The sequence below is a fragment of the Pseudoxanthomonas sp. LjRoot204_2 genome, assembly GCF_056175765.1.
In genome coordinates, this window is the sequence record NZ_JBGFFG010000038.1 from 1 (window position 1) to 14971 (window position 14971).

Consider the following 14971-nt stretch of genomic DNA (forward strand, 5'->3'; position numbering starts at 1 on the left):
GGTAGCTGGGATCGAACGCCTGGAAGGTCATCGAGGCGACTTGCACTCCATCCCGGTAGCCAACGACCGCGTTGGTCATCGGCGAGCTGTTACCCCAGCTGTAATACCGGAAAGATGTCAGCTTGAACTCGGCACCATTCGCCGAGCGGATAGCCATGCCTTTCGCAAAGCCATTTACGCCGTCGTCATAGGTAATCGCGGAAAAGCCACCATCGCTGCTGGCGAGGAACGAGTTGTCATACCACTGAATCGAGCCCAGGCTCGAGCCGGCGGTATCGCTGATATTGACGATCTGGATGGAAATGCCGCCGATATCCACCGAGCCACCGTCGCCATCTGCGGCGACGCCATCCCCCAAGCCCGCATTGCTGGTGAACGTCAGCGTCGCGGCGCCGGCATGCGTGGCCATGGCGGCCGTGCCCGCCAACACCATGACGCCGAACAGGCGGCCGAGCAGGCGGACGCGGCGCGCGGCGCCGGAAAGAGTGGACATGTGGACCCCTGGAAAACGTGAAGGTGCATCGCATCACGGCAACCCCCGAAGGCTGCCGTTCCCTGGCCACGCATGTCAGCCCCGCCTCACGGAGGGACCTCCCCGACATGCACGATCCAACCTCGACCGGAGGCGCATCGACGCCCCCTGCTGGTGCGGCATGGTAACGGCCACAGGCGGCATGCTCCAGCACCCGCGTCCCACTGCGCCAGCGTCCGGGCAGATGCAAGGCGTGTGCCTGCGAGCGCCTCGTTGCGTCCCGCCACCCTCAAGACTGGCCGCGCGAGGCCGCTAGTAATGGCCGATACGCTCGCATCCCCGGGTAACGCCCCACCCCATGACCGGCACGTACAACGAGATCCTCGTTCTCTCTTCCCTGCTGGTCGCCATCCTCGCGTCCTATACCGCCCTCGACATGGCGGGTCGCGTCGCGACCACGCACGGCACGGCCGCACGCTGGTGGCTGGCCGGTGGCGCGTTCGCGATGGGCCTCGGCGTCTGGTCGATGCATTTCGTCGGCATGCTGGCGTTCCACCTGCCCATTCCGCTGGGCTACGACCTGGCCCTCACCGTCTGCTCGATGCTGGCCGCGATCGGATCCTCGGCCTTCGCGCTCTGGCTGGTGTCGCGGCCGCAGTTGCCGCATCGCCGATTRCTGCTGGGCGCGGTGCTGATGGGGACGGGCATCGCACTGATGCACTACATCGGCATGGCGGCGCTGCAGATGCAGCCCGGCATCGAGTACCACGCCGGCTGGTTCACCCTGTCGATCGCCATCGCGGTCGCGGCCTCCGGCGCGGCGCTGTGGATCGCGTTCCACCTGCGCAGCGGCGGCCGCCGCAAGTACGCGCTGCGTGCGCTCGCCGCCGTGGTGATGGGCTTCGCCATCGTCGGCATGCACTACACCGGCATGGCGGCGGCGCGATTCCCGGCCGACAGCTGGTGCGGGGCGGCCCGGGACGGCGGCGTGCCGGCGCAGTGGCTGGCGATCCTCGTGGTCGTCGCGACGGTCGCCATCATGGGCATCGCGCTGATCGTGTCGGTGCTCGACCGGCAGATGCATGCGCGTACCCACCATCTGGCGCACTCGCTCGCACGTGCCAACGAGGAACTGGTGCAGGCCGCCCTGCACGACCCCCTCACCCGCCTGCCCAACCGCATCCTGCTGCAGGACCGGATCGACCAGGCCATCGAGAAGGCCAGGCGCAAGCGCGAGCAGTTCGCCGTCATGTTCCTCGACCTCGACGGTTTCAAGGGCATCAACGACGCCTACGGCCACCAGGCCGGCGACACCCTGCTGGTGGAGGTCGCGACACGCGTGCGCGGCCTGCTGCGTGGGCCGGACACCCTCTCCCGGCTCGGCGGGGACGAATTCGTCCTGGTCGTGGCCGGCACCGACCCGGATGACGCGGCCATGGTGGCGCAGCGCATCATCGATGCGGTGGGCGCGATGGCCCTGCAGGTCCACGGCGTCGAGCTGCATGTCACCGCGAGCATGGGCATCGCGCTGTATCCGTCCGATGGCGAAGACGAACGCGAACTCATGGCGCATGCCGACGCCGCGATGTACCACACCAAGGACAATGGCCGGAACGGCTACACCTTCTTCGCGCCCACGATGAACATCAGCGCCCACCAGCAGGTGAAGCTGCTGAACGATCTTCGCCGTGCGGTCGATCGCGGCGAGCTGGTGCTGCACTACCAGCCGAAGTTCGCGGCGCCGGACTACCGCATGGTCGGCGCCGAGGCCCTGCTGCGATGGCAGCACCCGGAACTGGGCCTGCTGCCGCCGGGCGCCTTCATTCCCGCCGCCGAACGCAGCGGCCTGATCCTCGCCCTCGGCGACTGGGTACTGGACGATGCCTGCCGCCAGATGCGCGCGTGGCGCGAGCAGGGCCACGACATCGCCCACGTGGCAATCAACCTGTCTCCATTGCAGTTCTCCTCGCCGACCCTGGTCGACACCGTCGCCGGTGCGCTGGAAAGGCATGGGGTGCAGCCGGCCTGCCTCACCCTGGAGATCACCGAGACCACCGCGATGCGCGATGCCGACGCCAGCCTCGGTATCCTCGAGGAACTCACGCGGATGGGGGTGAAGATCTCCATCGACGACTTCGGCACCGGCTATTCGAGCCTGCTCTACCTGAAGCGGCTGCCGGCGTCGGAACTGAAGATCGATCGCGCGTTCGTCCGCGAACTGGAAACCAATGCCGAAGATGTCGCGATCGTCGCGTCGATCATCGCGCTGGGCAAGACGCTCAACCTGCGGGTGGTGGCGGAGGGCGTGGAGACGACCGGCCAGCGACAGCACCTGCGGCAGCTGGGGTGCGATCTTTACCAGGGCTACCTGATGGGTGAACCAGTGCCGGCAGACCGGCTCTTCGTCCTGCAGGCCGAGACGCTGCCCGCCTGACAAGGCATCCGCGACGCGGGCTCAGGCAGCGTCGGCCACCGGCGGCGCTTCCATCGCCCCGCTTGCCTGGGGTGCCGCAAGGGCAAGACCGCGGGCCAGCGAACCCATCGCCGCGATATCGCCGGCACCCTGCTCGTCGAGCGCCTGCATCAGTCGTGCGGACAGATCCCACTCGCGGGCGACGGCCTGCCCCACCCGTGGCGCCCAGCGGTGCAGCAGTCCCGCGACCGTGTCCGCAGGCGGCAACGAGCCCTTCGTCGTCGCGCAGGCATCCCGCAGCACCTGCACGACCACGACGGCACCCAGGCCTTGCAGCAGGGCCAGCAGCTGGGCAGCGAAGACATCCTCGCGTCCGCCCGGCCGCACCGCCTGCGCCGCAAGCAAGGCCGTGCGCTGCGTGTGATCCCAGATCAGGTCCGGCAAACGCCCGAAGACGCCGCCCTCCACGCGCATCACCGGCTGCATCAGCGCGACCGCGACCAGATGGCGAAGGCCATCCACGCCGACCATCGCGACCGCCCGGTCCAGGCTCTCGACCGGCGCTTCGTGGCGGCGATACAGCGCACTGTTGGCCAGCTTCAGCAGGTTGGCGGCAAGTGCGGGATCGCGTCCGATGATCTCGGCGATGTCGCGACTCGACGCGTCGGCGTCGTTCAGCGTGCTCAACAGTTGTGGCAGCAGCTGCGGTCGCCGCGGCAGYCGCTGGGGATCCGTGACGAAGCGTTTCAGCGCCTGCCGCGCCGCGGCGATGATGGGCTCACTGTCGTCGGGTATCGGCGGCAATGCCGCATCCAGTCCCGCCAGCCGGAGCAGCGGCCCGGCCCAGTCGCGCGCGACCGCGGGCGACGCAGCAGCGCCGGCCGGAAGGTCTCCGGCGGGAGCGACCGGGGACGCCGGGCGCGCGGCCGGTGCCTCGCGTTTCCACCATCCCGTCATTTTCGCAAGCAGCGGCACAAGGACCTGCCTTCGTGGGCATGTTCGAGCTCATCCTATCGGCGGCGAGGCGCATAACTTGAGCAGGTCCATGCGTACGTCCGCGATCACGCCGGCATGACATCCGCTTCTCGCCCCGACCACATTGGTGAACGCTTCATCTTCGCGGTCACGCGATGTTGATCGCCATTCGGCGACCTTGGAAGCACGAGGGCATCAGACCCCGTTCCCTTTTTCCCCTTGGAGTTTCCCCCATGGATACGCAGAAGAAGATCCAGCACAGCCTCAATGACCTGATCGAGATCGCGCGCGACGGCCACGGCTTCTACACCGAAGCCGCCGGCAAGGTGAAGGATGCCGAACTGGCCGCCCTGTTCACGCGCATCGCCGGTGTGAAGCAGGACATCGTGGCGCGCCTCAGCGCGGTCGTTGCGTCCACCGGCGGCAAGCCGGCCGAGCACGGCACGCTGGTCGGCAGCATGCAGCAGTTCTACGGCAAGGTGCGCGCCACGCTGGGCGACACCACCTACGGCTACGTGGCCGAACTGGAAGAGTCCGAAGACCGCCTGCTGAAGGCGTTCAATGAGACGATCAACGACGAAGACACCCCGGCGACCGCGCGTGCGGAAGCGCAGGCCCTGCTGCCCAGCGTCCGCGAGTGCCACAACGTGATGCGCGACCGCAAGCAGGTCCTTAAGCACGCCAGCTGATCCATCGGCTGCCTGCCCGACAAGAGCCCCGCGGAAGCGGGGCTTTTCTTGTTCCTCCGTGCGCCAGCGTGCAACAGGCCGCACATGCCCGTCGCTAGCGCTGCTTCGTTTTCGCTTTTGTGTTCGTTTTTGTTTTCGTCTTGGCGCCGGTCTTCGACGCCAGCGCTGCGGCGATTGCGGTGAGATCCTGCTTCCTGCGCGCGTAATCCCCCCATGGATGGGCGCCCAGGCGCGCCATGCGACGCGGGGCGGACGCCAGGGTATAGGCGTCGCCCCCCTTCAGGCGACCCAGCTCCTCCCAGCGCAAGGGCATCGCCACCGGCGCGCCTTCGCGTGCGCGCAGCGAGAACGATGCCACGCTGGTCGCACCCCGGCCATTGCGGAGGTAATCGATGAAGATGCGTCCCTTGCGGAATTTCTTGGTCGCGGTCGCGACATAGGCGAGCGGATCGGCCGCCGCCATGGATTCGGCGAACGCGTGCGCGAAGTCCTTCACCCGGGGCCACGGACACGCCGGCTTCAGCGGCACCACGACATGCAGTCCCTTCCCTCCGGACGTGCGCACGTAGGAGGCCAGTCCGAGCGCACGCAACAGCGTTCGCACCTGCCGGGCGGCGGCCACCACGCGACCCCACGCCACATCGGGGCCGGGGTCGAGATCGAACACGACGCGGTCCGCCAGCTCGGGGGACTGCGCATGCGCGCCCCATGGATGGAATTCGATCGCGTTGAACTGCGCCAGTTCGAGCAGCCCGGCCTCATCGTGCACCACCAGATAGTCCGCGCGTGCGCCACCCTCTTCTTCCAGCGGCACCACGTCGACGCGCTCCATGCCCGGCGTATGGTGCTTCTGGAAGAAACACGGCCGGCCCGCGCCCTGCGGACAACGGACGACCGACAACGGGCGACCCTCGATTTCCGGCAGCAGCCATCGTGCCATCGCACGGTAATAGTCGAAGACCTGCCGTTTTGTGATGCCACTGTCGGGGAATACCACGCGTTCGGGGTGCGACAGTGCGACCGGCTGCGCATCGGTACTGCGGGAAGCATCGGTCGCCGGCATCGTCGTTTCCTTTGCGTCTCGTGACGGGGGCGTTCCGCGCAGGTCCGAGGGCCGCTTGTCGCGCCTTATCGCCTTCAGGGAGGATTGCCGCAGCAGGCCCTGGTTGCCCAGCCCGTGATGGAACACCTCGGCCACCAGAGTCGGCGTCACCCAGCGCGCGCGCCGCAGTTCCGGATCGTTGACCTCGACGCGCGCCGTCGGGGTACGGCGCACGCGCGGTGCCAACTGCGCGGCCAACGCGTCGAGCAGGTCGCGGCTGAATCCGGTTCCCACCCGTCCCGCGTAGCGCCAGCCGTTCGCACCGTCGGGCACCGCCAGCAGCAGCGCACCCAGACCGCTGCGACTGCCCTTCGGCGCCGTGAACCCGACGACCGCGAATTCCTCCGATGCGCGCTGCTTCACCTTCCGCCAGCTGTCCCCGCGTCCGCCGTGGTAGGGCGCGTCGGCGCGCTTGCTGATGATGCCTTCGAGTCCCCGCTCCAGTGCCATCGCCAGCGCCTCGTCTCCCCGCCCCACGATATGCGAGCTGTAGACCAGGCGGTCCGGCGGCGACTTCAGGATTTCCGCCAGCAACGCCTTGCGCTGGTACTGCGGGCTGCGCATCAGGTCCACGCCATCGACCTGCAGGATGTCGAAGATCACGTAGGAAAGGGTTGCGTTCTTCTCGCCGGACAGGGTCGCCTGCAGCAGGCCGAAATCCTCCTGCCTGCCCGCACCGGCCACCAGTTCTCCGTCCAGTACGGCGTCGTCCAGTGCCAGCGCGCGCAGCGCCGCGACGATGTCAGGCGCGCGTGCCGTCCATTCGATCTCGTTGCGGGACCAGAGGCGGACGTTGCCCTTGCTGATCTGCGCGATCAGGCGATAGCCGTCCCACTTGGCCTCGTGCAGCCAGGCATCCCCTTCCGGCACGTTCGCCTGCAGCTTCGCCAGCTGCGGAGCACGGAATCCCGAACGCTGGCGGCTTGCGCGCGCACCATCCAGGCGGGCCGCGCGCTTGGCCCACCGATGGCTGGCCTTCGCGACCGACGCCACACGCTTGCGTGCGCGGCCCGCGGCGCGGGAAGACGTCGCGCCTGAAGGTGGTACCACGTCCTGCAGAAGATCGTCCGCCTCGTGCGTACCCGCATGGTCGTCGCGCTCCTTGAACAGCAACCACTGCGGCCTGCGCGACGGCGTCTGCGTTCGCACCAGGTGCCAGCCACCCTTCAACTTGTCGCCGAACAGGCGGAAGCGCAGGTGACCCTTGGCCAGTTGCGCTCCCGCATCGCCGTCCGTGGTCCACACGCCACGATCGAAGGTGGCCACGTGGCCGCCCCCGTACTGGCCTTTGGGGATATCGCCCTCGAAGTCGGCGTAGTCGATCGGATGGTCTTCCACCTCGGCAGCCAACCGCTTCACCGCGGGATCCAGACTGGGTCCCTTGGGGACCGCCCAGCTCTTCAGGGTGTCGCCCACCTGCAGGCGGAAGTCGTAGTGACGATGGCTGGCATGGTGAAGCTGCACCACGAACAGGGGCCTCGCGCCACACGCGCGCCGCCCATCCGCGGCCGGTTCCGGCGTGCGATCGAAGCGGCGTTTGCKACGGTATTCCTGCAGGCTCATGGCGGTCCTCGGCCGCTGTTATGCCGCGCGCACCGTCAACGGGGCGTGCAAGGACACAGGCAACCCGCCCTCACCGCGACAAGAGGGTATTGCGCGCCAGCCACGCGTGGAGCGAGGGCGACATCGCATCGTCCAGGTCTATCCCGAGCGCGGCGTACGCATCGAGTGCGTCGCGCAAGCGCGCCAGCGGCGGCCACGCCGCGGCGGCCGGCCAGGCATCGGGTGCCCCGTAATGCGCGACCGCCGCTTGTTCGCCGCTGTGCAAGCGCTCACGCTGTTCCCGCAGGCGGCGCGCGATCCAAGTACGCAGGGGCGCGTGCACGACGAAGCCCTGCGATTCCAGCTCATGTCGCGCCTCATCGAGCATCGACAGGGCACCCCGGAACCACTCCGTGTGTCCGGCCGCCTGTGCGGGCACCTGCAGCGGCGGCGGTGCGGCATGGTCGCGCAGCGCACGCTTCCAGCGCGTTTCCCAGGCACGGGCCTCGCGGAGGCTGCCGGCCTCCGCCAGCCAGCCGCGATCCAGGTCGAAGAACGCGTAGTAACGCGGCGAAAACGCCTGCATCCGCGCCAGCGGATCGGTCGCGATGCCGAGTTTGGCGTGGTCCTCGTAGGCGCAGGGGAGCACGTAAAGGCAGGCGCGCCCGCTGGCGCCCGTGCCGACGCCGTCCACTGGCACGACGCGCCTGCCTGTCGCCATGCGTCAGCGCGACACCGCCTTGCGTGCGCGCTTGGCAGGACGCTTCTTGGCGGCCTTCGCGGTTTTGCGGGCAGGCTTCCCCTGCGCCGCCTTCTTCGTCGCGGCCTTCTTCGCAGGCGTGCGCTTCTTGCTGTCCAGGCTCTTCTGCAGCAGGGCCATGAAATCCACCACGTTGGTGGTGGCGTCCTCGTGTTCCACGTCGTCCTCCACGATCTTCGTGGTGGCCCCGCGCGACTTGATGCGCTTCTTGATGATGGCTTCCAGGCGCTTGCGGAATTCATCCTGGTAGTCGTCCGGCGTCCACGGTGCCGACATCGAGGCGATCAGGGTCTCCGCCATCTCGCGCTCCTTCGCCGTGATGCGGTAGTCGGCCGCCTTTCCGCCCGGCAGCTTGTACTCCTCCGGATCAACCAGTTCCTGCGGGTAGCGCAACATCAGCAGGACCAGCGCATCGCCTTCCGGTACAACCGCGCACAGGTATTCGCGCGTACGGATCACCACCCGCGCCACGCCGGCCTTGCCGGTGCTCGCCAGCGTGTCGCGCAGCAGCACGTAACCCTTTTCGGCCTTCTTCCCCGGCACGAGGATGTAGGGCTTCTCGAAGAACCTAAGGCCGATTTCCTTCCGGTCCACGAACGCTTCGACGTCCACCGACTCGTGCGTCTGCGGTGCAGCGGAAGCGATGTCTTCCTTCTCGACCACCACGTAGCTGCCCTTGTCGTACTCGAAGGCCTTGATGATGTCCTTCCACGGCACCTCTTCGCCGGTCTCGGCGTTGACGCGCTCGAAGCGGATCGGCTTCTTGTCGCGCGAGTCGAGCATGCGGAAACTGATGTCCACCTTGCGTTCGCCGGACATCAGCGAAACCGGAATGTTGAGGAGGCCGAAGGACAGGGTGCCGGTCCAGATGGGGCGTGCCATGGCGTGCCTGCGCGGAACGAGGGGCATCCATCGTGTGCAGCGCCCGCGGAAACCGATGTGAAGACGTCGGCGCCGGCAGCCGGACCGTCGCTCAGCGCAGCTGGCTGTCCTTGCTGCCGCGGCGGTTGTACAGACCGGCGCCGTGCTCTTCCTGGTCGGCCGCTTCCTGGCAGGCGACGCACAGGCGGACACCCGGCACGGCTTTCCGCCGCGCGGCGGGAATGGGTTTCTCGCACGCCTCGCAGTGGGTCAGGCTGGGACCCGTCGGCAACGCGCGGCGTGCGCGCTCGATCCCATCCTTCACGGTCGCATCGATCTGGTCCTGCACGGCGCCGTCGCCGGCCCATCCGGTTGCCATGGTGGTCTCCTCGCGGATCTCGGTTGCCAGGCCAGCTTACGCCGCCACCGGCAACCGGCTTTCACGAACAGGAATGGGGGCGTACCGGCGCCGCATCAACCGTGCGCCAGCGCATAGTCGATCGCCGCCACCACGGCCGCCACCTGCGCATCGTTGCACTGCTGTGGCGTGGCCTTGGGGCTGTCCGGGTACACCTCGGTGATGGTGGTGTAGCGCGCATCGGTGATACCGGTGCACAAACCCAGCGACGCGACCGGATACTCGATCACACCTTCGGCGACGACCGGCGAACCGATGATCTCGCCCTTCGCATCGGCCGGCGCGATATGCGTCACCGCCGCGACCGCGGCGATCACCGCACGCTGGAAGTCGGGCTGGCGGCGCTCGCTGTCGTCCACCAGGTAGAAGCCGTCCGGGATCTCGCCCGGCTCGTAAGCCTTGCCGTCGCGCGCGGCCAGCGCGGGACGGAATTCGGTCTCGTCGCTGTCGGTGGTCTCGTGCAGGTCGATATGCATCCGCACGCGCGTCCTGAGCGGTGCGACCAGGTCGATCAGCGCGGCGGATTCCTGGGCCGGACTGTCGGCCCGGAAGGAACGGTTCGGGTCCAGCGCATCGGCGTTCCAGCGGTGGATGCGCTCGTAGCCCCACGGGCTCACGCAAGGCACGACCAGCAGATTGGCCTTGCCGGCGTAACCTCCGGCGCGCTGCTCCAGGAACTGCAGCGCCCCATGCACGCCACTGGTCTCGTAGCCGTGCACGCCGCCGGTCACCAGCATCGTCGGCAGGTCGTCGTTCCAGTCGCGGCTGCGGACGGCGAACAGCGGATAGCGTTCGCCGGGGCCGTAGTCGAGCGTTCCATACTGCTGCACGTCGAAGCGGTCGCGCAGGGCGTCGACCGCCACCACGACATCGTCGACGTAACGCCGCCGCACGCGCTGCTGCCCGCGCCACTGCGCCTTTTCCGCCGCGTCCCAGGGCTGGCCAGGCGTTCCGATGGGATGGAAGCGTTCGAGGGTGGTCATGGCGACGATGGCATGGAATATCGGGGGCCGCACTATACCAGCGGGTCTGTCGCCTCCCGCGCACTGTCCTCTTCGCGCCAACGCGGTGAAAATGGCGCGACGTCTCCCGCATGAATGTCCGATGCCCCGCTACACCGGCCCCCTGCTCACCCGCGACACCGCCGCTGCCCTGCTCGCCGCCCGCGACCGCGGCGATACCCGCTGGCCGGGCTCGCTCGACCTCGGCCGTTCGCAGGACGAGGCATGGCTGGAGGCCGACGGCTGGCGCTGGCACGGCGTCGCGTACCCGTATCCAGGCAGACTCAAGGACCGCACGCTGTACGGATGGGACGGCGAGGACTTCGCGCCGGTGTCGCGCTATGCGGGGTCGCTGATCAAGCTCGTGCCCACCGAGTGGGGGGTGCCGACGTTCGAGATCGACGGCATCAAGATGCTGCCGACCTCGAAGGCATCGCCGCTGGACGATGCGCGCCGCAAGGTCGGCCTGGTCGAGCCGAAGGGAAAGACCGTGCTCGATACCTGCGGTGGCCTGGGTTATTTCGCCGCGTGCTGCCTGGAGGCCGGCGCCGCGCGCATCCTGTCGTTCGAGAAGAATGCGGACGTGCTGTGGCTGCGCACGCTGAACCCCTGGTCACCGGATCCGGGCGATGCGGCCGCCGCAGGTCGCCTGCAGCTGCTCCATGCCGATGTGTCGCAGGCGATCGCGCAGGTACCGGATGCGTCGGTGGATGCCCTGCTGCACGATCCGCCGCGCTTCGGCATCGCCGGCGAACTGTACTCGCAGGCGTTCTACGACCAACTCGCGCGCGTGGCGCGCCGTGGTGGCGCCCTGTTCCACTACACCGGCAGCCCCAACAAGCTGACCAGCGGGCGCGACGTGCCCGGCGAAGTGCTGAAACGGCTGGAGAAAGCCGGCTTCCGGGCACAGCGGGCGCTGGACGGCGTCATGGCCGTGCGTCGCTGACGCGCTGCATCAGTACTCCAGTGCGACGGCGTAGAGTCGAAGCCGTCCTGCGTAGGTGCCCTGCCGGTTTATCTCGAAGTACCACCACGGGCCGTCGGGATCGATGCCGTTGGTGTCGGTCACGATCACCGTGCTCTCTTGCATGATCGTCGGGGACTCCGGCACCGCCACCAGCGGCGTGCCATAGCTCGCGTAGGTCTCGAAGCCACCGCCGTGCTTCAGCGTGACCGGCGTGACCACGAACTGCAGGTCCCCGCCCGCATCGTCGGTGATTTCAAAGAGGAAGCGCAGGCGGACGCGTGTGCCGGTGAAATCGTCGGGACGACGCATCGTGAACGACATCGCCCCGGTGTTTCCCGTCCAGTTCACGCCGCGCGTGTGCACGTCGAACGTGCCGAACGTCGACCGCGACAGCGCATGCGCAGGCACCGTGATGTTGTGCGCGAAGCGCGGGCAGCGCGCCGGCTGCTGCAGGCACAGCAGCGACACCCTGTCGACGACGGGCGCACCCTTCCGCAGCAGTTCGTCGGAAGGGGGGGCGGCGAACGCTTGCCCGCAGGCAACCACGAGCAGTGCCGACATCATCGTGCGGATGGCCATGTTCCGTTCTCCATGAACGCGCCCTCGCGCGATGCGCGGGCTTGCACTCAGGCCCAACGCGGCGACGTGGCAGGAGCGGACAGGGCGGGGCTGCCCACGCCGTGCGTACGGCGCGACCGCCATCACGCCGTGGCGATGGTGCGCTGCAGCTTTCCCCTTTGGCCAATGTCCCGGCCGGAAGCGCTGTGGCCCACTGCCGGCACTTCACACCGGAGGTGCCGTCGATGTCGATCGCTGCGCTGCTGTGTCGTCCCGTCCCGCTCATCCCGTCCCGTCGCGGGGGCCTGTTGCTCGCTTCCCTGTTGCTGGTGGTGGCGAGCAGTCCGGCACTGGCGTTGACCGAAGTCACCGGCTTCGGCAGCAATCCGGGCAACCTGCGCATGCACAAGTACGTTCCCGCGGGGCTGGCCGCGGATGCGCCGCTGGTGGTCGCCCTGCACGGCTGCGCGCAGTCCGCGTCCAACTACGATGCCGAGACGGGTTGGGAGTTGCTCGCCAACCGCTTCGGTTTCGCCCTGTTGCTGCCCGAGCAGCAGACCGGCAACAACAGCAGCCGCTGTTTCAACTGGTTCGAGACGGCGGACACGACGCGCGGCCAGGGCGAACCGCTGTCGATCAAGCAGATGGTCGACCGCATGATCGCCGACCATGCGATTGATCCCGCGCGCGTCTACGTCACCGGTTTGTCCGCGGGTGGCGCGATGACCTCGGYGATGCTGGCGACCTACCCCGACGTCTTTGCCGGGGGCGCGATCGTGGCGGGCCTGCCCTACCGCTGTGCGACGAGCCAGAGCGCGGCGTTCAGCTGCATGAACCCTGGCAGCGACCTGAGCCCTGCCCAATGGGGCGCGAAGGTACGTGCTGCCAGCAGCTGGACCGGGCCCTGGCCGATCGTGTCGATCTGGCATGGCGATGCCGACTACGTCGTGCGCCCGGCTAACCTCACCGAGAGCCTGGAGCAGTGGGCCGACGTGCACGGCATCGATACCGTGGCGGACGCCACCGACACCGTCAGCGGCTTCCCGCACAGGGTGTACAAGGACGCGGCGGGCAATGCCAAGGTCGAAACCTACGTCATCACCGGCATGGGCCACGGCACGCCGGTCGATCCCGGCAGCGGCGAAACGCAGTGCGGCACCGCGGGCGCCTACATCCTCGACGTGAACCTCTGTTCCAGCTACTACATCACCCGCTTCTTCGGCCTGGACAACCTGGACGGCACGCCGCCGACCGTCGCCCTGACCTCCCCCGCCAACGGCGCCAGCGTCAGCGGTACGGTGGCACTGGCGGCCTCGGCCAGCGACGACATCGGCGTGGCGCGCGTGGACTTCCTGCTGGACGGTGCGCTGCTCGGCAGCGATGCCAGCGCGCCCTACAGCCTCGCCTGGAACAGCGGCGGCACCGGCAACGGCGCGCACGTGCTGCAGGCGCGCGCGCTCGACCTCGCCGGCAATACCGGCACCTCCGCTGCCGTGAACGTCACCGTCAGCGGTGGCACGAGTGGCGGCTCGCCGGTCACGGTCGTGTTCAACAACGAGGATGCCAACGATGGTTACGTGAAGGCCAGCGCCACCGGCGGCAGTCCGGCCGTCGGCACGCTGGAGGCGTACTACGGCCTGGCGATCGGCCGCGGCACCGACGGCAACCACAATCGCGCGGTGCTCTCCTTCGATACGTCATCGCTGCCGGACAACGCGGTGGTGACGTCCGCCACGCTGACGGTGGCCTACCGCAGCGCGAGCGGCGATCCGTGGAGCAATCCCGCCGGCAACACGCTGGTCGTTGATGTCCGCAGCGGCTGCCTTGGCGCATGCCCCATCGAAGCGGCGGACTGGGCCGCCGCCACGACCACCGCCAGTAGCGCGCAGGTGCCGGCCTTCAGCGGCGGCAACCAGACCAGTACCGTGTTCGATACCGCCGGGCGCGCGGCGATCAACCGCACCGGGCGCACGCAGCTGAAGTTGCGCTTCGCCGCCAATCCCTCGGCGACGCACTATGTGTGGATCGACCGCGGCGCGACCGCCAAGCTCTCGGTCACTTACACGCTGCCGTGACCGGCAAGGCCTGCCGCCGCTTCACGGCGGCGGCAGGATCTTCCAGAACATGCCCGCGCCCAGCTTCACCGACTGCAGTGGCTTGCGCTGCGCGGCGGGCTGGTTCGCGCGGAACATCTCGCGGATGTCGCCCATCACCTTGTCCGACTCCATGAAGTAGGAGTGCGCCAGCACGCTCTGGTCCACGCCGGAGACGTCGATGGTGTCCACGCCGGAGACCAGCACGACGCCTTCGCTGGTGTCGCCGGCGCGCGGCCCGCGGTTGACCTGCTTGGACGCCTTCAGCGCCAGGTCCTCCGACGACGCGTAGAGCGTGACCCGGCCACTCGCCCGCTGCAGCGCAGGCGCCAGTTCGGTGCGGAATACCTTTGCGTCGATGTCCGGTGCGGCGAGGATGATGCCGCGGAAGCGCCCGCGCAGTTCCGGCCGGCGGGTGACCAGGTTGCGCACGGCCTGGGTCAGCCCGCGCGTGCCCATGCTGTGCCCGATCACGTACAGGTTCTGCGCGCCGGAGCGGTCGGCGAGGTCGGACAGGAAGTTCTCGATGTACGGTACCGAGCGCGCGATGCTCTGCTCGTCGGTGAAGTAGCCCGACAGCGCGGCCTGCGAAGGCCAGCTGTAGAACACCGGTGCGCCGTCGAAGCGCAGGTCGTACGCCAGCTGCGCCGTACGCCGGGCGGCGTCGCGGAAGCTGACGTTGTACCCGTGCACGAACACGAAGGCATTGCGTCCGCGGGAGGTGCCCACGCGGTCGTAAAGGCGCGCGAAGAAGGGGGATTTATCCAGGCGGGTGACGTCCTGCAGGATAACGTRCTGCTTGGGATCCTCCTTGAATTCCAGCAGGTACCAGCGGGGCGATTCCAGTTCGCCGGCGACGTGGACCTTCGGGATGCTGATGCGCGCGGTGCCATAGGTGAGCTGGCGTGCGAGCGAAGGCGTGAAGCGATCGCCTGCGGGCAGCGAGGCGAATGCCGCCGCCGGCGCGCGGTTGGTGGCGTAGAACACGTCGACGTTGACGAAGTCCTGCTGCGGAGGCCAGCCCGACTGCGCAGCCCCGCGGGCCCGCGCTTCGCGCTCGGCCGCTTCGCGCGCCGTCGCATCGCGCTGCTGGCGCGCCCGCGCTTCGGCCTCGGCGGCA

The 14971-nt window shown here is 68.4% G+C and carries 12 protein-coding genes and 1 pseudogene; 4 read left to right on the forward strand and 9 right to left on the reverse strand.

The genetic code is table 11. The features are described from left to right. A partial coding sequence (locus AC04L7_RS03360) for a hypothetical protein (RefSeq protein WP_475512522.1) occupies positions 1 to 493 on the reverse strand: 493 nt, incomplete at its 3' end. A gap of 337 nt (positions 494 to 830) precedes the next feature. On the opposite strand from AC04L7_RS03360, the gene AC04L7_RS03365 reads away from it, so the two are divergent. Beyond that, positions 831 to 2906, forward strand: a complete 2076-nt coding sequence (locus AC04L7_RS03365) for a putative bifunctional diguanylate cyclase/phosphodiesterase (protein ID WP_435998137.1) — start codon at positions 831 to 833, stop codon at positions 2904 to 2906. Between the two features lie 21 nt (positions 2907 to 2927). On the opposite strand, the gene AC04L7_RS03370 is transcribed toward AC04L7_RS03365, so the two are convergent. Then, positions 2928 to 3842, reverse strand: coding sequence for an HDOD domain-containing protein (locus AC04L7_RS03370; protein ID WP_435998135.1), 915 nt, complete (start codon positions 3840 to 3842; stop codon positions 2928 to 2930). Positions 3843 to 4093: 251 nt separating this feature from the next. Here AC04L7_RS03370 and AC04L7_RS03375 point away from each other — a divergent pair, with 251 nt between their 5' ends. Next, complete coding sequence (locus tag AC04L7_RS03375) at positions 4094 to 4549, forward strand: PA2169 family four-helix-bundle protein (protein WP_296278268.1); 456 nt, start codon at positions 4094 to 4096, stop codon at positions 4547 to 4549. A 163-nt stretch (positions 4550 to 4712) separates the two neighbouring features. On the opposite strand, the pseudogene ligD reads toward AC04L7_RS03375, so the two are convergent. The 5 genes and pseudogenes from ligD to AC04L7_RS03400 all read right to left on the reverse strand — a co-directional run. Further along, a pseudogene (gene ligD, locus AC04L7_RS03380) lies at positions 4713 to 7214 on the reverse strand (DNA ligase D); the annotation flags it as partial. A gap of 70 nt (positions 7215 to 7284) precedes the next feature. Next, a complete protein-coding gene (locus AC04L7_RS03385) occupies positions 7285 to 7914 on the reverse strand; it encodes a GIY-YIG nuclease family protein (protein ID WP_435998133.1) in 630 nt (209 codons plus the stop codon). A gap of 3 nt (positions 7915 to 7917) precedes the next feature. Further along, positions 7918 to 8835, reverse strand: coding sequence for a non-homologous end joining protein Ku (ku, locus tag AC04L7_RS03390; RefSeq protein ID WP_435998131.1), 918 nt, complete (start codon positions 8833 to 8835; stop codon positions 7918 to 7920). A gap of 91 nt (positions 8836 to 8926) precedes the next feature. Beyond that, positions 8927 to 9193: a DksA/TraR family C4-type zinc finger protein gene (locus tag AC04L7_RS03395; RefSeq protein WP_296278272.1), complete on the reverse strand. Its 267-nt coding sequence runs from the start codon at positions 9191 to 9193 to the stop codon at positions 8927 to 8929. 95 nt (positions 9194 to 9288) lie between these two features. After that, positions 9289 to 10215, reverse strand: coding sequence for a M14 family metallopeptidase (locus AC04L7_RS03400; protein WP_435998129.1), 927 nt, complete (start codon positions 10213 to 10215; stop codon positions 9289 to 9291). 121 nt (positions 10216 to 10336) lie between these two features. Between AC04L7_RS03400 and AC04L7_RS03405 the strand changes: the two genes are divergently transcribed. Next, entirely contained in the window at positions 10337 to 11179 is an 843-nt protein-coding gene (locus tag AC04L7_RS03405) for a class I SAM-dependent methyltransferase (protein WP_435998127.1), read from the forward strand. A gap of 9 nt (positions 11180 to 11188) precedes the next feature. Here the strand turns inward: AC04L7_RS03405 and AC04L7_RS03410 are convergent, their stop codons facing one another. Further along, positions 11189 to 11902 carry a hypothetical protein gene (locus AC04L7_RS03410; protein ID WP_475512523.1) on the reverse strand — a complete coding sequence of 238 codons (714 nt, stop codon included), beginning with the start codon at positions 11900 to 11902 and terminating at the stop codon, positions 11189 to 11191. A gap of 101 nt (positions 11903 to 12003) precedes the next feature. Between AC04L7_RS03410 and AC04L7_RS03415 the strand changes: the two genes are divergently transcribed. Further along, complete coding sequence (locus AC04L7_RS03415) at positions 12004 to 13833, forward strand: extracellular catalytic domain type 1 short-chain-length polyhydroxyalkanoate depolymerase (RefSeq protein WP_475512524.1); 1830 nt, start codon at positions 12004 to 12006, stop codon at positions 13831 to 13833. Positions 13834 to 13854: 21 nt separating this feature from the next. Here AC04L7_RS03415 and AC04L7_RS03420 read toward each other — a convergent pair. Further along, on the reverse strand, positions 13855 to 14971 hold a 1117-nt coding region (locus AC04L7_RS03420), incomplete at its 5' end, for an alpha/beta hydrolase (protein ID WP_475512525.1).

Excerpts from the sequence above, each read along its gene's own strand:
- AC04L7_RS03400 (WP_435998129.1), bottom strand. The coding sequence starts at position 10,215 with ATGACCACCCTCGAACGCTTCCATCCCATCGGAACGCCTGGCCAGCCC.
- AC04L7_RS03385 (WP_435998133.1), bottom strand. The coding sequence starts at position 7,914 with ATGGCGACAGGCAGGCGCGTCGTGCCAGTGGACGGCGTCGGCACGGGC.
- AC04L7_RS03410 (WP_475512523.1), bottom strand. The coding sequence starts at position 11,902 with ATGGCGGTCGCGCCGTACGCACGGCGTGGGCAGCCCCGCCCTGTCCGC.
- AC04L7_RS03405 (WP_435998127.1), top strand. The coding sequence starts at position 10,337 with ATGCCCCGCTACACCGGCCCCCTGCTCACCCGCGACACCGCCGCTGCC.
- AC04L7_RS03375 (WP_296278268.1), top strand. The coding sequence starts at position 4,094 with ATGGATACGCAGAAGAAGATCCAGCACAGCCTCAATGACCTGATCGAG.
- ku (WP_435998131.1), bottom strand. The coding sequence starts at position 8,835 with ATGGCACGCCCCATCTGGACCGGCACCCTGTCCTTCGGCCTCCTCAAC.
- AC04L7_RS03395 (WP_296278272.1), bottom strand. The coding sequence starts at position 9,193 with ATGGCAACCGGATGGGCCGGCGACGGCGCCGTGCAGGACCAGATCGAT.